Origin of the sequence: Edaphobacillus lindanitolerans (assembly GCF_900156305.1) — a bacterium.
GTDB classification, from domain to species: domain Bacteria; phylum Bacillota; class Bacilli; order Bacillales_A; family Planococcaceae; genus Bhargavaea; species Bhargavaea lindanitolerans.
Window position 1 is genome coordinate 1296517 of the sequence record NZ_FTPL01000001.1, and the last position, 24929, is coordinate 1321445.

Annotated in this window: 26 protein-coding genes and 2 rRNA genes; 6 read left to right on the forward strand and 22 right to left on the reverse strand. The window is 56.5% G+C overall.

Annotated features, from left to right (window positions below; all coding sequences use genetic code 11):
• Positions 1-65: 65 nt before the first annotated feature.
• A complete protein-coding gene (locus B0B07_RS05990) occupies positions 66-275 on the forward strand; it encodes a hypothetical protein (RefSeq protein WP_076757407.1) in 210 nt (69 codons plus the stop codon).
• Between the two features lie 129 nt (positions 276-404).
• On the opposite strand, the gene tatC is transcribed toward B0B07_RS05990, so the two are convergent.
• From tatC to B0B07_RS06010, 4 genes are all read right to left on the reverse strand, one after another.
• On the reverse strand, positions 405-1343 hold the full coding sequence (gene tatC / locus B0B07_RS05995; RefSeq protein ID WP_076757408.1) for a twin-arginine translocase subunit TatC: 939 nt from the start codon (positions 1341-1343) through the stop codon (positions 405-407).
• Between the two features lie 90 nt (positions 1344-1433).
• The gene (tatA, locus tag B0B07_RS06000; protein WP_076757409.1) at positions 1434-1634 is read right to left on the reverse strand and encodes a twin-arginine translocase TatA/TatE family subunit; all 201 of its coding nucleotides are present in this window, start codon (positions 1632-1634) and stop codon (positions 1434-1436) included.
• 181 nt (positions 1635-1815) lie between these two features.
• Positions 1816-3528, reverse strand: coding sequence for a GMC family oxidoreductase (locus B0B07_RS06005; RefSeq protein ID WP_076757410.1), 1713 nt, complete (start codon positions 3526-3528; stop codon positions 1816-1818).
• 15 nt (positions 3529-3543) lie between these two features.
• The gene (locus tag B0B07_RS06010) at positions 3544-4305 is read right to left on the reverse strand and encodes a gluconate 2-dehydrogenase subunit 3 family protein (protein ID WP_076757411.1); all 762 of its coding nucleotides are present in this window, start codon (positions 4303-4305) and stop codon (positions 3544-3546) included.
• Between the two features lie 318 nt (positions 4306-4623).
• Here B0B07_RS06010 and B0B07_RS06015 point away from each other — a divergent pair, with 318 nt between their 5' ends.
• On the forward strand, positions 4624-6270 hold the full coding sequence (locus B0B07_RS06015) for an SLC13 family permease (protein ID WP_076757412.1): 1647 nt from the start codon (positions 4624-4626) through the stop codon (positions 6268-6270).
• A 223-nt stretch (positions 6271-6493) separates the two neighbouring features.
• Here the strand turns inward: B0B07_RS06015 and B0B07_RS06020 are convergent, their stop codons facing one another.
• A complete protein-coding gene (locus tag B0B07_RS06020) occupies positions 6494-7705 on the reverse strand; it encodes an MFS transporter (protein ID WP_076757541.1) in 1212 nt (403 codons plus the stop codon).
• 117 nt (positions 7706-7822) lie between these two features.
• Between B0B07_RS06020 and B0B07_RS06025 the strand changes: the two genes are divergently transcribed.
• Positions 7823-8920, forward strand: a complete 1098-nt coding sequence (locus B0B07_RS06025) for a PQQ-dependent sugar dehydrogenase (protein WP_076757413.1) — start codon at positions 7823-7825, stop codon at positions 8918-8920.
• Between the two features lie 3 nt (positions 8921-8923).
• On the opposite strand, the gene B0B07_RS06030 is transcribed toward B0B07_RS06025, so the two are convergent.
• From B0B07_RS06030 to B0B07_RS06065, 8 genes are all read right to left on the reverse strand, one after another.
• The gene (locus tag B0B07_RS06030; protein WP_076757414.1) at positions 8924-9763 is read right to left on the reverse strand and encodes a metallophosphoesterase; all 840 of its coding nucleotides are present in this window, start codon (positions 9761-9763) and stop codon (positions 8924-8926) included.
• 100 nt (positions 9764-9863) lie between these two features.
• Positions 9864-10550, reverse strand: a complete 687-nt coding sequence (locus tag B0B07_RS06035; RefSeq protein ID WP_076757415.1) for an ABC transporter permease — start codon at positions 10548-10550, stop codon at positions 9864-9866.
• Positions 10551-10554: 4 nt separating this feature from the next.
• Positions 10555-11496 carry an osmoprotectant ABC transporter substrate-binding protein gene (locus B0B07_RS06040; RefSeq protein ID WP_076757416.1) on the reverse strand — a complete coding sequence of 314 codons (942 nt, stop codon included), beginning with the start codon at positions 11494-11496 and terminating at the stop codon, positions 10555-10557.
• Positions 11496-12149, reverse strand: a complete 654-nt coding sequence (locus B0B07_RS06045; protein WP_076757417.1) for an ABC transporter permease — start codon at positions 12147-12149, stop codon at positions 11496-11498. The genes B0B07_RS06040 and B0B07_RS06045 overlap by 1 nt, the downstream gene beginning before the upstream one ends.
• On the reverse strand, positions 12149-13336 hold the full coding sequence (locus tag B0B07_RS06050) for a betaine/proline/choline family ABC transporter ATP-binding protein (RefSeq protein WP_076757418.1): 1188 nt from the start codon (positions 13334-13336) through the stop codon (positions 12149-12151). The genes B0B07_RS06045 and B0B07_RS06050 overlap by 1 nt, the downstream gene beginning before the upstream one ends.
• A gap of 119 nt (positions 13337-13455) precedes the next feature.
• A complete protein-coding gene (locus B0B07_RS06055; RefSeq protein WP_076757419.1) occupies positions 13456-13863 on the reverse strand; it encodes a hypothetical protein in 408 nt (135 codons plus the stop codon).
• A gap of 176 nt (positions 13864-14039) precedes the next feature.
• Complete coding sequence (locus B0B07_RS06060; RefSeq protein ID WP_076757420.1) at positions 14040-14231, reverse strand: CsbD family protein; 192 nt, start codon at positions 14229-14231, stop codon at positions 14040-14042.
• A 51-nt stretch (positions 14232-14282) separates the two neighbouring features.
• Positions 14283-15383: a YsnF/AvaK domain-containing protein gene (locus tag B0B07_RS06065; RefSeq protein ID WP_076757421.1), complete on the reverse strand. Its 1101-nt coding sequence runs from the start codon at positions 15381-15383 to the stop codon at positions 14283-14285.
• A gap of 225 nt (positions 15384-15608) precedes the next feature.
• Between B0B07_RS06065 and B0B07_RS06070 the strand changes: the two genes are divergently transcribed.
• Positions 15609-15908: a hypothetical protein gene (locus B0B07_RS06070; RefSeq protein ID WP_234982254.1), complete on the forward strand. Its 300-nt coding sequence runs from the start codon at positions 15609-15611 to the stop codon at positions 15906-15908.
• A 470-nt stretch (positions 15909-16378) separates the two neighbouring features.
• On the opposite strand, the gene B0B07_RS06075 is transcribed toward B0B07_RS06070, so the two are convergent.
• Genes B0B07_RS06075 through B0B07_RS06085 form a run of 3 tightly spaced genes read right to left on the reverse strand, consistent with a single transcriptional unit; the run spans position 16379 to position 18257 of the window.
• On the reverse strand, positions 16379-17164 hold the full coding sequence (locus B0B07_RS06075; protein ID WP_076757422.1) for an ABC transporter permease: 786 nt from the start codon (positions 17162-17164) through the stop codon (positions 16379-16381).
• Positions 17161-18051: an ABC transporter ATP-binding protein gene (locus B0B07_RS06080; protein ID WP_076757423.1), complete on the reverse strand. Its 891-nt coding sequence runs from the start codon at positions 18049-18051 to the stop codon at positions 17161-17163. The genes B0B07_RS06075 and B0B07_RS06080 overlap by 4 nt, the downstream gene beginning before the upstream one ends.
• The gene (locus tag B0B07_RS06085) at positions 18048-18257 is read right to left on the reverse strand and encodes a PLD nuclease N-terminal domain-containing protein (RefSeq protein ID WP_327078169.1); all 210 of its coding nucleotides are present in this window, start codon (positions 18255-18257) and stop codon (positions 18048-18050) included. The genes B0B07_RS06080 and B0B07_RS06085 overlap by 4 nt, the downstream gene beginning before the upstream one ends.
• 126 nt (positions 18258-18383) lie before the next feature.
• Here B0B07_RS06085 and B0B07_RS06090 point away from each other — a divergent pair, with 126 nt between their 5' ends.
• Together B0B07_RS06090 and B0B07_RS06095 are read left to right on the forward strand one after the other, a co-directional pair.
• Entirely contained in the window at positions 18384-19265 is an 882-nt protein-coding gene (locus B0B07_RS06090; RefSeq protein ID WP_076757424.1) for an EamA family transporter, read from the forward strand.
• Positions 19266-19374: 109 nt separating this feature from the next.
• Positions 19375-19773, forward strand: a complete 399-nt coding sequence (locus B0B07_RS06095; protein ID WP_076757425.1) for a FixH family protein — start codon at positions 19375-19377, stop codon at positions 19771-19773.
• A gap of 49 nt (positions 19774-19822) precedes the next feature.
• On the opposite strand, the gene B0B07_RS06100 is transcribed toward B0B07_RS06095, so the two are convergent.
• The 6 genes from B0B07_RS06100 to B0B07_RS06125 all read right to left on the reverse strand — a co-directional run.
• On the reverse strand, positions 19823-21913 hold the full coding sequence (locus tag B0B07_RS06100) for an MMPL family transporter (RefSeq protein WP_076757426.1): 2091 nt from the start codon (positions 21911-21913) through the stop codon (positions 19823-19825).
• Positions 21910-22311, reverse strand: coding sequence for a hypothetical protein (locus tag B0B07_RS06105; protein ID WP_076757427.1), 402 nt, complete (start codon positions 22309-22311; stop codon positions 21910-21912). Before B0B07_RS06105 ends, B0B07_RS06100 begins: the two co-directional genes overlap by 4 nt.
• A gap of 139 nt (positions 22312-22450) precedes the next feature.
• The gene (locus tag B0B07_RS06110; protein ID WP_076757428.1) at positions 22451-23848 is read right to left on the reverse strand and encodes a sensor histidine kinase; all 1398 of its coding nucleotides are present in this window, start codon (positions 23846-23848) and stop codon (positions 22451-22453) included.
• Complete coding sequence (locus tag B0B07_RS06115) at positions 23845-24516, reverse strand: response regulator transcription factor (RefSeq protein ID WP_076757429.1); 672 nt, start codon at positions 24514-24516, stop codon at positions 23845-23847. The genes B0B07_RS06110 and B0B07_RS06115 overlap by 4 nt, the downstream gene beginning before the upstream one ends.
• Before the next feature lie 129 nt (positions 24517-24645).
• Positions 24646-24761 (reverse strand): 5S ribosomal RNA (gene rrf, locus B0B07_RS06120).
• Positions 24762-24836: 75 nt separating this feature from the next.
• A 23S ribosomal RNA gene (locus tag B0B07_RS06125) occupies positions 24837-24929 on the reverse strand; the annotation flags it as partial.

The following is a 24929-nucleotide window of genomic DNA, read 5'->3' on the forward strand; positions in this document are numbered from 1 at the left end:
CTGTTTATGTCCATTGGAAGCCGGGAATACAGAGGACAGATGCAAAATCAAAGGAGGACGTTGATATGAACCGAAACAAAGCGATGCTCGCAGCGGTCGGGCTCGGCGCCGCCTATCTGATGAGGAACAAAGACTCCAGAGACAAGCTGAAGAAGCAGTTCGACAACTTCTCCGGCACACAGGGCAACACCCCCAAACGCCAGTCGCAGATGGACAATGGCAAAAGCAATCAATCCGGCAAAAAAGGCGGATTGCTCACAAGCATTTTTGACTGATCCGGGTATTCAAAACCCCGAAGGAGGCGTGCCTCCTTCGGGGTTTTCTGATGCTCTCAGCCGAACAGAAACGAACGGCGGAGAGCATCGTTGTGCAGTCCGCCGTTTCTGAATAATATATTGACGCCATCATTGTGCGACGGCGCTTGCCTGTTTTCTTTCCGCTTTCTTCACAAGCCAGATGCTCGCTTCATAAAGCACAGCCATCGGGATCAAGACGAGAAGCTGGCTGATGAAGTCGGGCGGTGTGATGAGTGCGGAAATGATCGCGATCGAAACATACGACCATTTTCGCACGTTCTTCATCGAATCGGACGTCAGCAGACCGATCGACCCGAGGAACAGGGCTACGATCGGCAGCTCGAACAGAAGACCGATCGGCATCGTGGTCATGAGCAGGAACCGCATGTATTCCTGTGCGGACACCATCACGTCAAAGTTGGCTGCACCCAGCCCCAGGAGGAAACCGTAGCTGAGCGGGTGGATGACGAAGTAGCCGAACGCCACGCCCGCAATGAACAGGACGAGCATCACCGGCGAATACAATCCGATGAACTTCGCCTCATTCTCGTTGAGGCCGGGTTTCACGAACTGCCAGATGAAGTGGCAGAGGAACGGAAGCGATAATCCGATGGCAATCGCTCCGGACATCGTCATGTAGAATTTCACCACTTCGAGCGGTCCGAGAATGACCAGCTGGTGGCCTTTCGTCACATAGGGGAACCATAGGTTGATGGTCGAGAAGACCCCGATGAAGAACCCCAGAAAGACCACGACCGCCTTGATGAGCGCTTTTCTCAAATCATTGAGGTGGGTCACATAGGTTTCGTGCAGGCCCGGCTCTTCTCCGTCCGCCCCATTTTGGCCAGGAGGCGGATCTTCCGGTGGAGGCGGGCCACCTGCACGATGATCCTGCGCATTTTCTGCAAGAACTTCCGCTGTCGCTGCCGCTTCGGCCTCTTTCCCGGCACGCTCTCCAGCCGTTTCGGACGCGGATTTCGCCGCCTCCGCTTTCTTCTTGTCAAGCGGACTCAGGACAGTTTTGTAATCATTGCCGTACGGGTCCATCCAATCACATCCTGTCTATCCATCAAATCTGCCGGCAAAAGGCCGGCCGGCTGCCGATTGGCGTTCCGGCCGGCCCGCCGGCGAGCAGTCTTATTTCTTTTCGCCCAGTTCCTCTTTACGGACTTTGTCCTCATCGTCATCCATGATGTCTTTGGCTGATCTCTTGAATTCTGAAAGCGTCTTTCCGACGGCCGAACCGACTTCCGGCAACTTTCTCGGCCCGAAGAGAATGAGGACGATGACCAGGATGATGATCAGTCCCGGTACTCCGATGCTTGCAATGCCTCCCATGGGAATTGCCTCCTTTTGGATGAAATTTGGCGGAGCCCGAAAACGGCCCGCTCCGCTTTTCTTTGTCCGGCTGCGGGCGGCAGGGGCTCGGGGTCATAAGTCACGCCGCGCCGTGAGGCAGGCTTCACTCTGCGTCCTTCCTTATGCCTGTCGCCCCTGGACGGCCGCCCTCCGCTTTTCTTTAGACGAGTGAGCCGCCTTCTTTGCTGTACTTGATGATGCCTTCTGCGCAGCGGTAGGCGAATGCGCCGACGGTTCCGGTCGGGTTGTAGCCGCCATTATGAGAGAAGTTCCCCGCACCCACCACAAACAGGTTTTCTGCATCCCAGTGCTGGTGCCACTTGTTGACGACACTGTCCGAAGGATCCGTACCCAGGATCGTGCCGCCGGTGTTGTGGGTCGTCTGGTAAGGGACGATGTCATAATCGGTAAGCGGATTTCTGCCGACTGTCTGCTTGGCGCCCATCTTGTCCATGATCTCGACGGCTCTTTCGGTGATGTACTTATGCATTGCCCGGTCCTGGTCGGTGAAGTTATACGTGAGCTGAAGGAGCGGCACGCCATATGCATCTTTGTACTTCTTGTCGAGCGTCAGATAATTGTCCCGATGCGGCATCGAGGAGCCCTGTGCACCGATGCTGAGCGAGCGGGTATAGTTCTCGATGGACGCTTTCTTGAATTCCGCACCCCAGGCCGGTGTGTCCGGAGGGACCGGATTCGTTTCGATCGGACGGCTGCCGGTCTGTGTGATCGACAGGCTGCCGCCGTGGATGAAGTCCAGATCCGAGTGATCGAAGTTGTCTCCGTTGAAGTCGTCGATCGTCATGCCAAGCGATCCAGCGCCCATGAACGTATTGAATTGTTCATCGAAGAACCCGGTCGCACCCGGAAGGATCTGATAGCAGTAGTTTTTCCCGAGGGTTCCTTTTCCGGTATCGGGATCATACATTTCCCCGATGCCCGAAACCATGAGCAGCTTTGCATTGTTCATGACATAGCTCGTCAGGACCACGACTTCCGCAGGCTGGATGTATTCTTCCCCGGACAGCCAGTTGATGTAGCGGACACCGGTCGCCTTGCCGCCTTCATGGAGCACTTCCACGACATTGGAATGGAACTTGATGTCATAGTTCCCCGTTTCCTTGGCGGTCGGGATGACCGTGATTTCCGGGGACGTCTTGGCTCCGTACTCACATCCGAACCGTTCGCAGAAGCCGCAGTACTGGCAGGCGTTGATCGTCTTGCCGTCCGGATTCGTGTAAGCTTCGGACAAGTTGGCGGACGGCATCATGAACGGATTGTAACCGAGATCTTTCGTCGCTTTCTCGTACCGTTCCAATATCGGTGTTTTCTTCATCGGCCCCGTCGGATACTCCCGGGAGCGCTTGCCCTGGAACGGGTTCTTCCCGTCTCCGGAAATGCCCATCAAATATTCCAGTTTGTCGTAGTATGGCTCAAGCTCGTCATATGTAACGCCCCAGTCCCGCAGTAGGTATTCAGGCCCGAGCTTGTCTTTTCCGTATTTCTTGTCTGTCATCGACTTGATCTCGAAGTCATACGGCAGGAAGCGCCACGTATGTCCGTTCCAGTGGGTGCCGGACCCGCCGAGCCCTTCACCGAGGAGGAACGAACCCATTGTCCGCATCGGCAGTGCCTGCTGGTCCCGCTTGTTGCGGAACGTGACCGTCTCCTTGGACAGGTCCTGCATCAGTTCGTATCGTACCGCATACCGGTACTCGTCATGGACGCGCTGATAGTCGGCGGTGCCGCGTTCCCGGCCCCGCTCGATGCCGACCACTTTAAGTCCCGCTTTCGCGCATTCTGCGGCGATGATCCCGCCGGTCCAGCCGACGCCGACAGTCACGACGTCGACTTTCTCCAATGTTTTTGCCATTCAGCCGCACCCTCCTTAATGTTGCCCGCCCAGTGATTCCGGCGAGATCTTCTGGAATTCCTTGCTGTCGACCTTGTCTGCGTACGACATCTGATGGCCCGGGAACCCTTTCATCTTCCAGCCTTCCATCCCGCGGTTTCCGCCGTACATCGGGTCGGAGTAAGCCCCTTCAAGGGTCGCAGATCTGAGCAGGCGGAAGAAGAACCCGGCTGCCACCCCTTCCATCTCGACCTCGTCTTTCTGGAATGCGGTGATGACTTCATCCATCTGGTCTCCCTCAATATCCAAGAAGGATTTGTCAAAGCGTTTTTTCGCCTCGTCGTCCATCTTGCGGATGCCCTGTACGAAGATTTCTTTCCTTCTGAGCCGGCTCTGGTAGCCCTGCGTGGCCTGTCCGGCGAGGAATGGGCCTTGCATGTACTCTTTTTCATTGTTGCCGTAGGCGCCGGCCAGCTGATGGTCGATGAAATAAGGAACACCGAGATCCTTTGCCCCCGGCCCAAGGTCATCTTTCGGGAAGATGCGCTCCGTCGCTTCGGACAACACACTGAAATCGTGATCATTTGTAAAGAACATCCGGCCGTTCGGTGATCCGGCCCCTTCGTCCTTACGGCCACCGCTGCGGCTTGCCGAATCCCCGGCTGTTTTGGTCCCGCCGCCTTTCATGTTATAGCCGATGAGACCGCCGATCACACCGCCGCCCACCAAAGTTCCGGTGGCCACCCCGGCAGTTTTCAGGAAGTCGCGCCTGGAAACGTCTTTCTTCTCGTCCGCCATCCGTCTTCCTCCCTTGCAGTTTAGGTATTGTGAATATGAAATCTACGGGGAGCATGCCCATTCTTCCCTTCGTTTCATACCGGAAATGCAAGCTCCGCGTCCATATTCCTCACATTTCAATTCCCGATGCATCCGATCATCAAACCGTGCGATTCTACTAAATGAAAGAAACAAGACTTATGAACCATAGATTTGGTGTATTTCCACTGATCAGGAAGCCCTATATTGTCCGTATTTGTCGCATTTCTGCCAATTGGAACGATCCTTTATGTATACTGAATGTTAAGATAGAACAGTTAAAGAAGGGGGTTTTTCGGTATGGTACAAAATGTCTGGGCCCGCATGTGGGACTGGCACGATGAGGCCAAGCGGATGTTCACGTTCTTCCTGCGGCCCAATCAAGTTAAGCTGAATTCCGACGGCTCGGGGGCCCCGTTCGGATACACGGACAAAGATCCGGACAACAATCGGAACAAACGGAGTTATACGACACCCCAGCTGATCGGGCTGATCGGAGGGCCGCTCCTGTTTCTCCTGCTGATGCTCTTTTATCACCCGGAAGGTCTGTCCGGCGAGGGGCGGGCCATCCTCGCATCCACCGTCTGGATTGCAGCCTGGTGGATCACGGAGGCTGTGCCGATTCCGGTCACTTCCCTCCTGCCGCTCGTGCTGTTCCCGCTGGCCGGCGGCCTTGATGTCAAAGCGACCGCATCTGCCTACGGCGATGAGAACATCTTTCTGTTCATGGGCGGATTCATGATCGCCCTCGCAATGGAAAAATGGAATCTGCACCGGCGCATCGCCCTGACCATCATCTCGGCGATCGGCACGAACATGAATAAAATCATCCTCGGATTCATGGTCGCAACCGGATTCTTGTCCATGTGGATCTCCAACACGGCGACCGCCATGATGATGGTGCCGATCGGACTTGCCATCACTTATCAGGTGGCTGATGCCCTGAAGGGCGGGCCCCATGAGGTGGACAAGGAGAACTTCGGATTCGGCAAGGCGCTGATGCTCGGGATTGCATATTCGGCTTCAGTCGGCGGCATCGCGACGCTGATCGGGACCCCGCCGAACACGGCACTCGCCGCGGCCATGGAAAAGATGTACGGCATCGAAATCTCCTTCGGAAAGTGGATGCTGTACGGCACGCCGTTCGCTTGGATCTTCATCCTGCTCATCTGGATTTATCTCGTAAAAATTGCATTCCCGACGAAAGTGACGGAGCTGCCCGGCGGCCGGCATCTCGTGCGCCAGGAAAAAGAACGGCTTGGACGTGCATCCACCGAGGAAAAACTCGTATTCGCGGTATTCATCCTTGCTGCACTTTCTTGGATTTCCCGTTCGTTTGTCCTCCAGAATTTCCTGCCGGGGATCAGTGACGGTGTCATCGCGATGTTTTTTGCAGTCCTTCTGTTCGTCATCCCGGCTGTCAACATAAAAGGCGACCGCCTTCTTGACTGGGAGACGGCGGTGAAGCTTCCATGGGGCATCCTCCTGCTGTTCGGCGGCGGCCTCGCCATCGCAGCCGGCTTCGTCAGCTCCGGGCTGTCCGAGTGGATCGGCGGCCAGCTCACTTCGCTGCGCGGCGTACCGGTCATCCTCGTCATCCTCATCGTGGCGACTCTCGTCATCTTCCTGACGGAGATTACATCAAATACGGCGACCGCCGCGATGATGTACCCGATCATGGGGGCACTCGCCATCGCGCTCGACGTGCACCCGTTCGCCCTCATGGTCGCTGCCGGCGTGGCCGCATCCTGCGCATTCATGCTGCCGGTCGCCACCCCGCCGAACGCCGTCGTCTTCGGTTCGGGTTACCTCCGGATACCGGACATGGCCAAAGCCGGATTCGCCCTGAACCTGATCGGCATTGTGCTTGTCACGCTCTCCATCTGGTTCCTGCTGCCCGCCATCTGGGGCATCGACCTCACGACCGTCCCGGAACTGTTTAAATAACGCAAAAAAGCCATGCAAACCGGATATCCGGCTTGCATGGTTTTCTTTTTACCGAGTCATGGCCGCTTTCAACGACGAAGCACGACTTCTTTCTGTCTGTTCACAGTCTCATTCTATCAATTCAGAGTCACATTCTATCTATTCAATGCCTCTTGCTATCCATTCATACCCGCCCGTCAATGCCTCTTGCTATCCATTCATACCCGCCCGTCAATGCCTCTTGCTATCCATTCATACCCGCCCGGATTTTCTTCCTGGCCGCGAGCGAGAAGATCAGATAAATGACCGGGACGGCTGCCGCAAAGACGATGAGCAGCGTCCAGCCGCCGATTGACCAGAGGGGCGAGAGGAGTGTGCTGCCGGACGCGACCCCGATGTAGTAGGAGACCAGATAAAGGCTCGAAGCGCTGCCCTTATGATGCCGGGCATCCCGGGCGACGGTGGCGCTCGTGAGCGAGTGGGCGGTGAAGAAGCCGAGGCATACGACGCACAGGCCGGCCACGACCGCCGGGGTCGTACCGCCGAGAGTCATGAGGATGCCCGCGGACATGATGAGGATCCCGGCGATCCGCACGGGCCTCAGGCCGAACCTTCCGGCGAGCCAGCCTGCGAGCGGAGAGCCGATGACCCCGATTCCGTAGGCCAGATATGTATAGGAGATCGCTTCAAGCGACAGGTTGAACGGAGCGCCGCCGAGATGGAACGGCAGGAATGTCCAGACGCCGGTGAAGCTGAGCTGGAGGACGACGCCGAGTCCGAACAGGAGAAGAAGGAGCGGATTCCGCAGGTGGAACAGGAATGCCTGCATGTCCTCCTTCACCGTCCCCGAAGCCGGGACGAACCGCCTGGACGCAGGAAGCAGGAAAAGCACGGCGGCGGCGATGACCGCCCCGGCAATCCCAAGGCCGATGAAGGCGGTCTGCCAGGAGTAATGTTCGGTCACCCACCCGGTGATGAATCGGCCCGTCATCCCGCCGAGCGCATTCGTCGAGATATAGAGCGCGGTGGCAAAACTGGCGCTGCGCCGGTCGACCTCCTCGCTGATGAAGGCGAGCGCGGCGGCTGGGACGCCGGCAAGGGCCATCCCCTGGAGGAACCGGAGCAGGACGAGCAGGCCGAACGAAGGAACGAACGGCATGATGAAAAACGGGATGACAGCCAGCACGACGGAGCTCTTGATATACAGGGTCCGGCCGCGCCGGTCGGACAGGAAGCTGATGACGAGCAGGCCGATGATGAGTCCGAGCGTGGTCATCGAAACCGACAGACTCGACGCAGATACGCCGATTCCGAATTCCTCTGTGAAAACGGGAAGGAGCGGCTGGGTCGTGTACATCGCCGAGAAGACGAACAGGGAAGCAAAGCCGAGTGCGCCGATGATTCTCCAAAAGGCCGCATCCCTCAGTGTATAGGGCCTGTCCTCAATCTTTTCCATCATCCATCCACTTCCCATCTCTTGGTCCGTCCATTATAACATGGAAAAATCGGCTATTTGACCGTCCGGTCTTCGGGTATAATGGCGGCAAACAGACGAAGAAAGGAACGATCCCCCATGAGACTATCCTTTGCCGCCGCTGCTGTCCTTGTGCTCTTCCTTGCCGCCTGCTCCGGAAAACCGGACAGTGCCGGCCGGGAAACCGTCCCGGCACAGCCGGACTCCTCCGGGACCCGGGACGGTCCCGCCGTCGATGCAAGTGCCGATCTCAACGACGGGGAGCAGATCCGCGTCCTGGCCGCAGACCTTCAGGCCCCCTGGTCGATCGCCCGCCACGGGGACACATTCTATGTATCCGAACGGGCAGGGACGATTGCTGAAATCACGGCGGGAGAAGTCCGCCGGATGGCCGTGAATCTCTCCGCTCCGCTGTCCGGGGCAGCCGAAGCGGGCCTCATGGGCTTTGTGCTGAAAACGGATTTCCCCGAATCGGGGGAAGCATTCGCTTTTTACACGTACGACGATGCGTCCGGTCCGGCCAGCCGGATCGTCACGCTCCGCAGGGATAATGAGGCATGGACCGAAACAGAGATCCACCTCGACCGGATCCCTTCCGGCCGCGTGCATCACGGAGGCCGGCTCGCCTTTTCGCCTGAAGGTGTTTTGTTCGCCACGATCGGGGACCGGATGGCACCGGACACTGCACAGGATCCTGATTCGCCCAACGGCAAGATTGTCCGGATGGAGCCGGGCGGAACGTTCCGGATCCACTCGCTTGGCCACCGGAACCCGCAGGGACTCGCCTGGTCGGACGACGGCACGATGTATGCAATCGAGCACGGACAGAATGCCCATGATGAGCTGAACCGGATTGTGGAGGGCCGCAACTACGGCTGGCCGCTCATCGAGGGGACGGAGCAGCGGGAAGGGTACGAAACACCGATAGCGACTTCCGGACCGGACGAGACATGGGCGCCGTCAGGGCTGGCCTACCATGACGGGGCGCTCTATGCCGGGGCCCTCCGCGGAGAGGCCCTCCTCGTATTTGACCCTGCCACGGGAAAGCTCGTCCGCTCGATCGGGGGCTACGGGCGCATCCGCGATGTTTATGCCGATGGAGCATCCGTATTTTTCATCACGAACAATACGGACGGACGGGGCAATCCCCGAAAAGGAGACGACCGGCTCATCGAACTCGTGAATGCCGGCAAGTGACGGTCATTTCCCTTTCCGCAACGTGACCGTGACGATTTCCGGCGGGTTGAATACCCGGACCGGGACGATGCTGTTGCCGAGCCCCCGGCTGATGACCAGCCGGCTGCCATGGCGTTCGTGGATGCCCGATGTCAGCGCCGGGAACCAGCCCTGGCCCGGTGCGACGAGGCCGCCGATGAAAGGCAGCCTCACCTGGCCACCGTGCGCATGGCCTGAAAAGACGAGCGGCATGCCCGCTCCGGCGTAGGATGAAAACTGTTCCGGCCGGTGGGCGAGCAGCAGGGTATACATCCCGCCGGGAACCGCGGAAACGGCTTCGGCGAGGGCTTCTTCCGTATAGGAATCCTCCCCGTCCTCCCCCACGCCCATGAGCGGGTCATCGATCCCCGCAACGGCCAGCCTGCCTTCATCCCGGCCGACCACCTTGGCTTCGTTTCGAAGGACGTGTACGCCCGCTCCGGAAAGCGCATCCGTGATGGCTTCCACTTCGTTCGTCGCCACTTCGTGATTGCCGGTCACGTAGAACACGTCCGTGATCCCGGTAAGCCCCGGGATCATCGCCATGCTCTGTTCCAGGTCATACCGGTTGCTGTCCACAAAATCTCCGGTGATGAAGATATAATCCGGCCTCTCCTTCCTGACCGCTTCGACCAGATCGGCCTGGCCGTGGCCGAATACGGCGTCGTGGACATCCGACAGCTGGACGATCCGGAGCCCGTCGAATGCCTCCGGAAGCCGGTCGTCCGCGACGGTATAGCGGGATACCGTCAGACGGCCGTTGTCCCAATACACGAATGCAGAAATAGCCAACCCGATCGCCAATAGAACGAGCAGCTTCTTCACACCGGCTCCCCCCTTTCTCTTTCGTTCATTTTACCTCAATGGAAACAAACATCCCCTCTGCCTGTCCGGGCAAAGGGGATCAGTCCGTTCATTCACGGGATCAGATAATTTCGGTCGTTTCGCCCGCTGCGGGGATGCCCCGCTTTTTGTTCGCAGGGGAAAGGGCCCGTTCAACCCAGCCGAGCAGGATGTCCGCAATAACGGCCATCAATGCGGTCGGAATGGCACCGGCGAGAATGATCGCTCCCCCGTCGGTGATGTTCGTGCCCCGGATGATGATCGATCCAAGGCCCCCTCCCCCGATAAATGCACCGATCGTGGCGACACCGATGGCGATGATGAGCGCCGTGCGCAACCCGGCCATGATCACGGACAGCGAAAGCGGCAGTTCCACCATGAACAGCCGCTGGGCCCTCGTCATCCCCATGGCGCGGCCCGCTTCCAGGATCGGCAGATCAACGCTCTTCAGGCCGGTGTACGTGTTCCGGATGATCGGAAGCAGCGAATAAAGGAACAGGCCCATGACGACGGTGTTGGCCCCGAGACCCATCACGAGCATGAGCACCGCGAGCATCGCGAGCGCCGGAATGGTCTGGATCAGGTTCGCCGCCGTCAGCACCCAGCCGCTCAGCCGTCCATAGCGCGCGATGAGGATGCCGACCGGGATGCCGACGATGGCGGCGAACAGGACACCGTATGCCGACATGAGGAAATGGCGGACAAACTGTTCCATGACATACGAACCGTTCTGTTGATAATACGTCAAAAGTTCCTGCAACATGTTCATCAGCTCACTCCTCCCTGAAATAGTTGTGTTCTTCCAAGAATTCTTTTGCCACAATGGACGGTTCCCGCTTGTTGACGTCCGCCTCATAGTTCAGCCGCGTCATCGTATCCGCATCAATCTTGCCGGCGAGCCGCTTCAGCAGCCCGTCGAGCTCCGGATGCTTTTTGATGACGTCTTTTCTCGTCACGGGTGACGTCTCATAAGGCGGGAAGAAGCTCTTGTCGTCTTGCAGCGTCTTGAGATTGAATGCCTTCAGGCGGCCGTCCGTGCTGTAGGCGAGGACGACATCCATTTTTCCGCTCTTGACCGCCTGGTAGACGAGCCCGATGGACATCGGGAGCGCCTCCCCGAATTCGAATCCGTACGTTTCGACGAAGCCCGGATATCCGTCCCCCTGGCGGTTGAGCCAGTTGTTGTCGACGCCGAGCGTCAGCTCGTCCGCGACCTTGCCGAGATCGGAAACCGTCTCTAGCCCTTTTTCCTTTGCCAGGTCGTCGGTGACGGTGAACGCGTACGTGTTCTGGAATCCGTACGAATCGTACCAGATCTGGTCGAAGCGTTCATCGAATTCCTTCTGCACGAACGCCATCGCCTCATCCGGATCCTTCATCGGCTCGGTATCGAGGATCGATGCCATGTCCGTGCCGGTATAGCGGGCGGCCGTAATGTCGACCTGGCCGCTCGTGAGGGCCTGGTGCTGGATGATGGACGTACCGAGGTTCTCGATCATTTCGACTTTCAGGTCGGTCTCATGCTCGATGAGATGACGGAGCATATGGCCGAGCACCTGTGTTTCCGTGTGGGTCAGCGTGGAGATCTTGATCGTGTCGTCCGATCCCCCGCCGAGTCCCGGAAGCGAGCAGCCCGGAAGAAGCAGAACCGAGGCGATCATGAGGAATAATAGAGGGCGCAGCAGGCGATTGCGGGTTTGTCTGGAATGGTTCATCATGCGGCACCTCCCTGACCCCGGATCCCCTTCGGAGTGGCGTGATATTCCACGCGTCCGAGCACCCAGTCGAGCAGGATGGCGAGAAGCGTGACCGGCAGTGCACCGCCGATCACCAAATCCGTCCGGAAGAGGTTGAGCCCGTCGAAGATGAAATCGCCGAGCCCGCCGCCGCCGATGAAGGAAGCGAGGGTGGCCCAGCCGATCAGGTAGACGGCCGACATCCGGATCCCCGCCATGATGACCGGCACGGCCAGCGGAAGTTCGACGCGGACCGTCCGCTGGAACGAAGTCATGCCCATTCCCCTCGCCGCCTCGAGCAGGTTCCGGTTCACATTTTTCACGCCGATATATGTATTCCTCAGGATGGGCAGCATTGAATACAGGAACAGGGCGGCGATCGCCGGAACTTTCCCGATGCCGAGCAGCGGGATGAAGAACGCCAGAATCGCCAAACTCGGGAACGTCTGGACAATCGAGACGATGCTCATGATGAAGCCCGCAACCTTCGGTATCCGGACGAGCAGGATGCCGAGCGGCACGGCCACGAGCACGCCGAGCAACAGGGCTGCAAATGATATGTACAGGTGCTCCCACGTCTTTTCCAGCAGCAGGCCTCCGTACTCGGAGAAAAATGACCGGATGGCATCCATCAGGACCCCTCCCCGGTTTGAGGAGCGGCTGCCGCCTCATTGACAACTGCATCCTGTTCTTCGTCGTCTTCTTCTCCCCAGATGGAGTCATACAGGACATCCACCAGGTTCGTCCGGGTGATGATGCCGATCAGGCGCTTGCGCGCGTCGACGACCGGCACGTATTTCGATCCGCGGACGAGAATGTTTCGCGTCGCATCTCGGAGTAGCGTGTCGGCCCGCACCGTTTGGATATCCCGCTCCATGAGGTCGGCAACGGCCGCATCCAGATCCCGGTTGCGGTCGATTTGCTCGATCGTCACCTTGCCCCGGAGGATTCCGGCGTCATCCGTGACGAGCAGCGAGTCGACCCGGCGTCTGCGCATGGTCCGGACCGCCTCGGACAGCGTGGCCCCGAGGCCGATCGATACCGGATCCGGATTCATGATCTGGCCGACCGTCTGGAAGTGCTGCTGTGCTTCGGCCAGCCGGTCCTTCCCGATGAAGTCACGCACGAAGTCGTCCGCAGGGTTCCGGAGGATTTCGTCCGGCGAGCCGACCTGTACGATTTGTCCGGCCCTCATGATGACGATCCGGTCAGCAAGCTTGATCGCTTCATCCATGTCGTGCGTGACAAAGATGATGGTCTTGCCGAGCGACTGCTGGAGGTTTTTGAACTCCGCCTGGAGGGAATCGCGCGTGATCGGGTCAAGCGCCCCGAACGGCTCGTCCATCAGGATAAGGGGCGGATTTGAAGCAAGTGCCCGCAGCACGCCGATCCGCTGTTGCTGACCGCCGCTGAGCTCGTGCGGAAATCTGTCGAGAAACTCTTTCGGCATGTTGACGAGTTCGAGCAGTTCCTCCGCCCGCTTGTTTCGCTCTTCCGCCGGCACGCCTTTCAGCCTCGGCACGAGGGCAATGTTGTCCCGGATCGTCATGTGCGGGAACAGGCCGATCTGCTGGATGACGTAGCCGATCGACCGCCTCAGCTCCACCACATTTTGTTCAAGGATGTTCTTTCCGTTCAATAAAATCTTGCCGTCCGTCGGTTTGACGAGCCGGTTGATCATCTTCATCGTCGTCGTCTTGCCGCATCCGCTCGGTCCGATGAAACAGATGAATTCTCCTTCTCCGATTTCCAGATCCAGATGATCGACGGCGCGCTTACCGCCCGGATAGACTTTTGAAACGTTTTCAAAAACAAGCATGTAATTTCCCCGCCTTCTCTCATGTCTCTTTTAATCCGCGTATCCAAAAAGGGTTCACCTTAAGCGAACCCTCGTTACAATGATAACATACTTTTTTATCAGTATTTTTTGGCACATGCTCACCTTCCTTCCTCACCGAATCCGAGAATCGGCACCCGGTCTTCTGCAATATGGACGTTCTCACACGGGATTTCCATAATGAATTCGTGTCGCCCATACGGTTTGAGGGGCAGTTTTTTCTGGACGAACGGATCATTCGTGATGAGGACGGCCTTTCCCTCCGGTGTCAAGCCTTCAAGGAAGAACCGGTGGCTTTCATAAATTGCATATGGAACAATCTCATATGCGTTTTCCAATTCCTTCAGGGACACCTCCCGGATGTACTTTCCGGATTTCCCTCCCTGTGGCCGGAACCCATTTTTTTGTGCATCGGGGTCTTCCGTGGCCAGATAATACATCCGCTGGTAGGACGCCAGTTCATATTCCCTTCCTTCCCACTTTGCAAACCTTCCCTTTTTTAGTTTCATCACCTTCTCCACCCTTTCGTTTTTAATTCTATTATATAGCTTTCAGAAAATTCTATCTACTGTTTTTCGTAACATTTTTCGTATTTTTCATAGGTCTTCAGACCCTTTTTTCAAATAAAAGACCGGGGGAAGATTCACTTCCCCCGGTCAATGGTTCAAGTTGGCTCCCAGTGGAGTTACTTGTCGGACGTGTGGTCCTTGAAATCGCCTACCCGCTCTTGGACTTCCCCTTTGGCCTTGTCAAATTTCCCTTCTGCCTGCTTGGAAGTATCGCCTGTGGCGTTGCCCCACTGGTCCTTTGCTTCACCCTTGACTTTGTTTACTGCGCTTTTCATCTTGTCGGACATTCCGTTATCATGTGCACTCATTACGATTCCTCCTCTTTGGAAATGGGTCTGCGTCATTGCATAATCGATTGGTTACAGCCGGTCACGGTTGTCGAGGTCGCGGTTATTGAGATCCCGATTGCGGAGTTCCAGGTCTTCCGTGTCATCGAAATCGGCGGCAGCATCATGCAGGTGGTCCGCTTCCCCTCCTGCACGGCCGAGCCGGCTGTCATAGCCCGCTTCATCATCTGTTCCGCTGATGTCCACTTCTTCGCGTCTGACCGTTTCGCTGACCGTTTCTGTGTCCTGAACCTCTTCTTTCTTAACCACGATCTCTTCGCTGACAACCGGACGCTTCGTCACTTCCACACGTTCCTCGGTGACCGGAATATGGATGCTTTCGCCGTCATCAAATACTTCACCGTCCGCCATTTCGTCATTGACCGGACGTCGCTCGATCGTCACTTCTTCACGGCTGACCGGAACTTCGACCGTCTGCTCATCCGTGACGACGTGCTTATCGATGTCCACTTCACCGGATTGGACGCGTTCTTTATCAACGTTCAGCTTCTCTTCGTGCAGCCGGAGGCGCTGTTCGTCCGACAGGTTGTCGTGATTGTGGAGGAGATCGCTGTTCAGATTGTCGTTCCGGTCCGTTCCGGTCATATAATTGTTGTCCCGGAATGTCGCCGCGTCGCTTTCTTTATACTGACCGGTGCCGACCGATTCGCCGCGCCCTTCGCCGAGCGGAGGTGCGTCAACGGTCATCCCGTCCTGGTTCACTGCCGCAGAATCATAGTGATCGACATCTCCGGCAACCCTGTCCGTTCCGACGGCGGTGTTGTCCATGAAGCTCTTGCCGTAATCACGGTCTGCAAACAGCAGGATGCCGCCGTTTCTCGCATCATCATAATATCTGGCCGCTTCCTCATCCGTGAAGCCCATATCTGTGAATGCTTTGTTTACCGGCTCTTCACCGCCGAGGAAGTTCATGAACTTGTCGAGCCAGCCCTGATTTTCATGGACTCCCTGCAGTTCCACATCCGTGCGGCCCCTGAGCATGGATACCTTGTCCGCATTGTTTGTCACAACATAAAGGTCATCTTCTTTATAGCCCTGGGCCTTCAGTTCGTCGATCCGGCTGAGAACTTCTGCTTCTGTGCTGAATGTGCCGATGTACTTTTTGTTGTCCATTTTTGTCCCTCCAATTTTGTTTTCGTGAGTGCGATGCAACTACTTTTTTATGTACCCGGATTGCGTTCAATGAAACTATTACAAATATTACATAGAGCGATTTAAACCAGCCTTGACCAGGGGTTTGAACTCCCTCCGACACGGCAATATTAAAGGTAGAAACTTGCGGAAAGCGCCCTTGGGAGACGCCTTTCCCTGCCAAACAAAGAAAAGAGGTGCCATAAAATGGTTGAACGAGATAAGAAGAAAGTGGAAGAGCAGTGGGGCATGGACAACGAGTTGAATGTAAACCCCGATAAAAAGGACGATCCGGAAAACATGAAAGGACAAAAAGGAGAGAGCATCTATGACATGCATGAAGACATGCAGACGGTGGATGCCATCCCGATTGAGGACCGGAAACAGGAACAGCTTGAAGAGGAGCGTCCGCGCATGACAAAGCATGACTCCTCTACCGAGCAGAAGTTTCCCGCTGCCGAGTACATGAACAACCAGGAAGAGATGGACAACGAGGAAGAGAAATAAACGGAGAAATTGTTCGTCAGACAACAAAAAACTGCAGACCTGGAGGGAAATCCTCTTTTTGTCTGCAGTCCGGGCAGCCTATGCTGCCCTCTTTTTTTTGCATTTATGACCTACAAACCGCGGGAACGATCAAATCATTTTACTGATGCAATCTGTACAGAAAATCTCACTCTCTTTTTTAAGATATGCTTTGATTTCCACCATGATTATATGTTTTGGCGCTTTCATCTTTGCAAAAATCTCTTCACCGTCTCGGATTTCCCGGTTGCAATTAGAACAATATAACGTCCGCTTGAACATACAGGCACTCCTTTTTGGGGCTTTGGCTCTTGCCGGAATCATTTCTTCTGCCTATACCCGATCGGAATCACTGCGAACCTTGTCGGACAGACTCGTTATTTCCCGGGAAATGACGGGATCATGCTAAGTCCCTGCCATAGAAAGCTGCTGTTGCACCGCCTGTGCCGTCTTCACACTTTCGCTCTGGAGGAGTTCCGTCCTGCCATCGCCGTGCCGATAACAGCCAGCAGAACGATCAGAAGCACCGTCACGGCAAGCGCACCCCAAAATTCACCGGATTCAGGTCCCGCATTGAGGTAAAGCAGGCTGTATTCCGGCAGCCTCCACGGTGTCCAGGTCCAGTATTCCCCGATCATGCCATCCACGATCTGTCCGATGAACAGCACCCCGAGCGCCGCACCCGCCGCTCCGCCTGTCGGAAGCACGGCACTGGCCGCCACCGCAAGCGTGATGACAAACAAGACCCACACGCCGTAGGACAGCAGGAACTTGATCAGTTCCCCCGCTCCGGGATAAACATCATACAACTGGACGATGTAAGTCATCGACATGCCGTAACCAAGCCAGACCGAGACGATGCCGAGGATGGCCGCGGTGAACCACTTAGAGGAAAAATAGGACGCATAGGAAATGGGCCGCACATAGAGCAGCGTGCCGGTTCCGCTTTTCCGCTCTCCCGACATCGTCGCCATGAACGCAAGGACCAGGACAAGTGTCCCGATCATCTGATATTGCCCTGTCAGAGACATGATGACATCGGTGCCGGTCATGTCTGGCAGTTGGAACTCCGCCCCTTCCGGCAAGTTTCCGACGCTGTCCAGAATTTGGGGCATGAAGTGATAAGTCAGCGGTTCAAGCGCCCCGAAGAAGATGAAAACGAGCGGCACCCAAATGATTTTGAATCCCCTCAGCTGCTCCTTCCACTCTTTCCTCGCGAAAATCCAAAACTGCCTCATGGTTGCCCCACCACTTTCAGGAAGATTTCTTCAAGCCGGACCGTGTCTTTCCCGATTGATCGGATTCCCCCCGCGTGGCCGGCTGCAAACTGAAGAATGGCCTCCATGGAAGCCGCTTCCGCCGGAATACGGACGTCCGAATCCTCACGTTGCGCTGTCCATGGGCATCCTTCTGCAAACCGGAGGGCAGACCCCTCATCTGTGAAACGGATCCGGAAGCCGTTCCCGCCGTACTTCCGGCGGACATCTTCGAGTGCCCCGTGTTCGATCAGTTTTCCTTTACGGAGGAACAGCAGCTGGTCGGTCATCTCTTCCGCATCGTTCAAAATATGGGTCGAGTACAGGATGGTCGTCGTTTCCCCGAGTTCTTTGAGCATATCCATCACTTCCCGGCGTCCCGCGGGATCCAGCGCGGAAACCGGTTCATCCAAAAGCAAGAGCGAAGGGCCGTGAATAATGGCCTGCGCCAGTCCGAGGCGTTGTTTCATGCCTCCGGAAAATCCTCCGATCCGCTTTCGGACCGAGCTTGCGAGCCCGACGAATCCCAATGTCTTCTCGCATTCCGCCCGCAGATCCCGTTGCGGCATGCCGCTCAGCCCGGCGGCCATCTCCAAATATTCGATGGCCGTCATCCAAGGGAAAAAGCTCGGATACTGAGGGAGAAAGCCGATCGTCGCCCTCGGATCGCCGCCCGTCCCTTCGAAGCGGACCTTCCCCGAGGTAGGCCTGAGCAGGCCGGCAAGCATCGACATCGTCGTCGTTTTTCCTGAACCGTTCGGCCCGATGAGCGCAGTCGCCGTGTGTTCGGTGAGCGAGAAGGATATATCCTCCACTGCCGCCACCCCGTCAAACCGCTTTGTCAGATTGCTGACTTCAAGCACGGTCATTCATTTCGCCTCCCGACGGTGAAATACAAAATGGGTCCGATTGTATTGATCAACAGGATGATGAATACCCAGAGAATGACCGGGCCGTTCGTTGCCCTTCTTTTCGACAGGTCCACGAACGCCACGATTTTCAGGATGAGTTCGATGAGAAGAATCGGCCAGATCAGCCCCCAAGGCACCTGTGCAAACATTTCTTCGATCTGCATGTTGTCCCTCCGTTTTCCTTTATGGTTCTTTTACGTTACGGGAAGACGTTTGGTTTCCTCTTTTTGCAGCAACCGCCGATCCTGGCGTGACATGCTATACTATCCCTTGGAACGGAGGAGCATGACATGCCCAAATGGATTTATCTCGCAATGGTCGCATTTGCATCCGCCTGCTACGGAATCTTGTCGACCAATATCAAGCTTGCAATGAACGCCGGGTTCAGCGCTTCGGAGGCGGTGACCGCCCAGTACATGACCGGCTTTCTTCTTGCCATACTTTTATTTGCCGTGACCTGGAGAAAGAGACGCTCATTCACCGGATGGACGAGTCTGATCCCCGCCGGCATCTTCACCGGTTTGACCGGTATCATCTATGGACGCTCGCTCATCTACCTGCCCGCTTCTCTTGCCGTGGTCCTGCTGTTCCAGTTCACGTGGATCGGCATGCTGATCGACTGCATCGCCTCCAGACGTCTCCCGAAGAAGGTGGAGCTGTATTCGCTGCTCCTGCTGTTCGTCGGAACCATCTTGGCTGCGGGACTGATCGGAACGGACCTGTCCGGAATACCATGGCAAGGGTGGGCATGGGGGCTCGGGGCGGCACTGTCGTTTGCGCTGTTTGTGTTTGCAAACCGCAAAGCGGTGCCCGGGATGGACACGACAACCCGTCTGCTCATCACTTCCCTCACGGCCATGCTGGTCGTTTGTGTTTTCCAGTCCCCTGAAATCCTTTGGAACGGCCAAATTTCTGAGGGTCTCTGGAAATATGGACTCCTGCTCGGGACATTCGGCATCATCGTTCCGGTCACCCTTTTCTCCGTTGCCATCCCGAAGGTCGGGTCGGGCCTGGCATCGATTCTGAGTGCCACAGAGCTCCCGGTCGCCGTCACCGTCTCGGTCCTCCTTTTGCACGAGCCTTTCCATGCTCTGCAGCTGGCCGGGATCATCGTGGTCCTGACCGGGATGCTGCTCCCGGCCTGGGCGGAACATCGGAGAAGGCCTGCGTGATGGGCATTCACAAAAATGTCGGGATCGCCCAGAGACCGTCACATCTGTCAGGCTGATTGTGTGTTTTGATGTTAACAGGATGATTTGCAGATAAGGAGAGTGGAAACTGATGAAAAAGTGGTCGTTGATTTTCCTTTCAATCGTTTTGGCCGGTGTACTCGCAGCCTGTGGAGACGGTGATTCGCCGAAGGATGCACAAAGCGGCACCACGGAAGGCGTCCATCCGCTGGAAGTTCAGCTCGAGCTCCCTGAAACGGCTGCCGCCGGTGAAGACGTTCTTGTCCGGGCGAAAGTGACGATGAACGATCAAGTGGTCGATGACGCGGATGAAGTGGAATTTGAGATTAAAGATGAAAAAGGAGAAAGTGAAATGATCGAAGCGGAGTTTGACGGTGAAGAGTCCTACTCCATCAACCACGCGTTCGAACCCGGCACCTACAAAGTGACCTCACATGTCACTGCACGCCAGCAGCACACGATGCCGACAAAAGAGATCACCGTCGAATAATGTGAAAAAGGATGCCCGCATTTACGGGCATCCTTTTTAAATTTCCTTCTCATATCCCGCTTTTCTTTCCGAGCAGCAGGATGATCGCCGGGATGAGCAGCGGACGGACGATGAACGTGTCAATCATGATGCCGAGCGCCATCATCATGCCGAACAGCTTCAATTCATTGACCGGCATCGTGGCCAGCACGAGGAAAGTGGCTGCCAGGATGAGGCCTGCGGAACTGATGACGCCGCCTGTACGCTCGATTCCGAACCGGACCGCATCATGCAGATCATGGTTGCGCTTTTCCTCCCGGATGCGGGCAATCAGCATGATCGAATAGTCTACGCCGAGCGCCACCAGGAAGACGAATGTATAGAGGGGAATCCGGTAACTGAGGGCATCCTGCCCGATCAGTTTATCGAACAGGAACACCGACAGGCCGAGCGTTGCTGCATAGGACAGGATCAGGGTTCCGATCAGGTAGACGGGCGCAATGATGGAACGGGTCTGAACTCCGAGCATGATCGCAATCAGCAGGGCGACCGATATCATGACAACGACCGTGTCGCGGTCATTGATCTCCTTCAAGTCTGCATTGAGTGCACTCTCACCTGCAAGATGAAATTCGGTTGCCCGGATTCCTGCTTCCCCTGCGAGCGAACCGCCTTTGTCCCGGAGCTCCTTGGCCGCTTGAAGGGCTGTCTGATCGTATGGGTTGCCTTTGAATGTGACGGTGATGCGGGCGGCATGGCCGTCTTCGGACACCGGTTGTCCCTGAAAGCCGGCCCGTTCGATGCCCGGAAGCTCCCCGATCAGGCCGGACAGGCGAACCGCAGCCTCCGGGTCGATGTCATTGTCTGACCTGACCAGGACCGTGCCGGGTGCGAGCTCGCCTTCGCCAAACCCGGCGGCGAGCTGCTCGTACCCCTGCCGTGACGACAAATCATCCGGAAACGACTTCACCAGGTCGAATGATTCGCGGTAGTTCATCACGTTCAGGGCGGACAGGACGAGCAGTGCCATGACGACTGTCAGGAAGACCGCAGGCCGTTTCGCCACAGCCTGCGCGATGCGGGACCAGATTGTCCGCCTGCCCGCCTTCGCCTTTTCTTCCTTGTTGGGAATGGATGGCCAGAATGCCTTTCTTCCGGCGATTGTGAACAGAGAAGGCAGGAGTGTCAGACCTGCAGTCAGCATGACGAGGACCGCAATTGCGAATACCGGTGCAAAGTTGCGATAAGGTTCATAGAGTGCAGCGAACAAGGTGAGCACCGATAGGAAGATCGTGCTTCCGCTGAAGAAGATCGGCTCTTTCACATGCCTCATGGCTTCTTTCATTGCTTCAGCCGGATGTTCATACACTTTCAGTTCCTCGCGGAAGCGGGAGAAAATTAGGAGCGAGTAGTCGGTGATCACCGCAAACAGCAGGATCATCATGATCGAGAGCGCCTGACTTTCCGTGGCGAAAAGTCCTGCATTCGCCCCGATCCCGATCAGCCGGTCGACGACGGCATATACGATGCCGGCACCGATGAGCGGAATGAACGCGAGCAGCGGCGAACGGTAGATGACGAGAAGCAGCAGGAGGATCAGGCCGACCGTGGACAAAAGCAGCACGACGTCGGCACGGGAGAACAACTCGGTTGCGTCGGCCGCGATCCCGGCGGGTCCCGTCCAGTTGATCTCCAGCCCTTCAGGCGCTCCTGATTTCACCTTCTCTTTCAGGTCGTCCATCAAGACCACGAGATCGTGGCCTTCCATTTTTTCAGGAAGCGTGACCGGGACGAAGAATGTCGTGCCGTCTTCGGACAGGAAGGCATCTTTCTGCCCGATCAGCGCTTCCGCAGGCAATACGTTCAAGTCTTTGAATTCCGGGACATTTTCGATGGCGCCGACGGCTTCGGCAAACTTGGAGATTTCTTCGTCTGACAGCCCCTTTTCGTCATGGATGACGCCCATGGCCGGCAGTCCGCCGCCTTCCGGGAAGTACTCTTTCACTTTTCCGGCAGCCACGATCGAAGGTTCATCCGAAGGCATGCCTGAGTTCTGATTTGGCTTCACGAACTCTTTGGAACCGGGGGCGGCAAGGGACAGAATGGCTGCTGCAACGATCCAGATCAGCAGTGTGATGACATAACGGCGTTTCCCTGTCATCCTCGGGATGCCTTCTTCTCTGTCATGAACGTGACGATGGCAAAGAGGGCGAAGCTGACAAGCAGGATGGTGCCTCCGACGATGTAGAAAATCAGAGAGAACGTTTCATTCACATTGAATGGTTGAAGGAACTGCAGCCACATGCCGGCAGTCAGACCGATGGCCCCGATGATCCCGGTCCAGCCCTGAATCGCAACGAGCCTTGCGGACCGAACGGCATACAATTTGTAGAAAACACCCCAGGCGAACATTGACAGCCACCCGACAAGCAGAATATGAGCGTGTACCGGGCGGAATGCATACGAACCGGAACCGGCCATATGCGACCCGAGGATTGTGCCGAGAAGGCCGAAAAGAGCTGCTGTGCGCATCAAGCGCAAACTCCATTTATCTTGCATGAGGATCCCTCCGTTTGGTTGTTTAACCTTATCGTAAAGGGCCAAGTTGAACGGAAGATGAACTCTGCGTGACAAAACGGCCACAGCATGGCCTGCCTGCCGGAAAGCACAAAAAAGCCGGTGCACCGCGCACCGGCTTTCATCGTTTTGCAGGTTGGTTATGGCGACAGGGAAGCGAGACGGTGAAGCGGGCGCCGCCGGATTGGCCCTGATCCACCTTTACGGACCCTCCGTGCAGCATGACCACTTCCTTGACGATCGACAGGCCGAGTCCTGTACCGCCTTCCCGTGTCCGGGCTTCATCAGTCCTATAAAACCTGTCGAATACCCGTTGAGCGTCTTCCGGCCCGACACCCGGCCCGTTGTCCTCCACCGTTACGGTGAGCGCCTCAGCAGCCGTGCGGAGCCTCACAGAGACCTCCCCGCCGTCCGGCGTATATTTGACCGCATTGGACAACAGGTTTTCCCATACTTTCTCCAGAAGCTCCCGGTCTCCCGGATATACCGCCTCATCAAGTTCCAGCGAAACGTAAATCTCTTTTGCCTCGAACGCCCACCGGTATTTCCGGATCACTTCCCGAAGCTGGGCCGCGATGTCGAGCGGTTCGAATTCCGCCAGATCGGTAATCTGGTCAATCGATGTCAGGAGGAGCAGCTGACGGGCCAGATCCGACAGCCTGACCGCCTCGTCACGGACAATCTCCGAATACTCCCTCCTCTGCCCCTCCGGCAGTTCCGGATTCCCGAGCAGCTCCGCATAGCCCTTGATGTTCAGCAACGGCGACTGAAGATCATGCGATACATCACTGATGAACGCCTTTCTGGCACGGTCGTTCTCTTCAAGCTTCCGGACCATCCTCCTGAAGCTGTCTGAAAGCTGTCCGATCTCATCATTCCTCCGGATATCCGGAAAGAAAGAGAAACGCTCCTGGGCCACCTGGTTGGTCGCTTCAGTGAGCTCGGTCAGCGGCCGGATCAGCTTCTTCGCGGTATAGAGGACAGCGATGAAGCCGATGGCTGCAATCAAGATGAACATGATGGCCGTCAACCAATGCAATTCGTTAAATAAAAGTCCGATGTCCGGACGGATAAACAGCGCATAAGGACGGTCATGGTAAGTGAATGGGACGCCGACCGTGTTGGCGACGTCGTTGGCAAAGTACCCGGCCCAAAACGTCTCCGCCGGCAGGTCGCGCATGCCATGATAAACGTGTCCGTCCAGTACCGACCGGACCGTCCCTTCCGGCAGTGAGTTTTCCTTGAATGGTCCTCCATAGAATGAACCGCGGTCTTCCTGATCGGATACATATAAGATATATCCCGCTTCCGCCTGTGTCCGGAGATACCGTTCCAGGTCGAGTCCATCCGTCGACTCAATGAAGGAGACCATTTCTTCGGCAATGTGAACGTGCTTTTCATCATTGTCCACCTTCATGTCCCGGTGGTAGATTGTGTTCACCACAAGATAGGACAGCAGAATTCCGGCCACAAGGACAAGGAAGGAAGAGAAGACGAATTTTCCGTACAGTGACTTCAACTGATCTCCTCCAGCTTGTACCCGACACCGCGGACCGTCACGATCCGCACTTGATCCGTCAGTGTCTCCAGCCTGTCCCGGATCCTCTTGATATGGACGGACAACGTCCGGTCATCCCCTTCATATTCCAGCCCCCACACGCGTGCCAGCAGCAGTTCACGCTCAAACACGACATTCGGACGGGAGGCAAGAATCACAAGAAGCTCAAACTCTTTGAGCGGCAACAGGAGCGTTCGCTTCCCGCAATGGACCTCATAGCTTCCTTTGTCAATCTGAAGCGGCCCGACCGAAATGACCGAGCCCGCCTCCTTCCCATACCGCCTCAGGATGGCGGCCACGCGGAACAAGAGCTCTTTCGGTTCAAACGGCTTGACGACATAATCATCGGAACCCGCCCGGAACCCCCGTTCCTTATCTTCCAGCGCCCCTTTGGCCGTCAGGAGCAGGACCGGCATGTCCCTGAACGACTTGAGTTCTTCGGTCAGTGCAAAACCATCCATCCCCGGCATCATGACATCCACAATGGCCAGGGCCGGGTTTTCTTCTTCCAGGAGAGCAAGTGCCTCCATGGCCTCTGATGCCTGGATCACTTCATATCCGGCCCCCTCGAGCTGAATCTTCACGAGGGAACGGATTTTATTGTCATCATCCACGACCAGTATCTTCAAGGTGAACACCTCTCTTCATTGCTTCTATTGTGCCTGAAAGACAAGATCGATGACAATTCAAACGAAGACGGCAGCCTGATTGAATAAGACAAACACAAAAAAACCGTCTCCGGTTGGAGACGGCCTTGTGCCCAGCGATGTCCTACTCTTGCAGGGGGAAGCCCCCGACTACCATCGGCGCTGAAGAGCTTAACTTCCGTGTTCGGGATGGGAACGGGTGTGACCTCTTCGCCATCATCACTGGACCTTGAGCTTGTTCGCTCAAAACCGGATAGAACAGACATTGAACGCGTGATTTCTTCCGAAGCCTTTTCATGCTTGAGGTTAAGTCCTCGATCGATTAGTATCCGTCAGCTGCACGTGTCGCCACGCTTCCACCCCGGACCTATCCACCTCGTCATCTTCGAGGGATC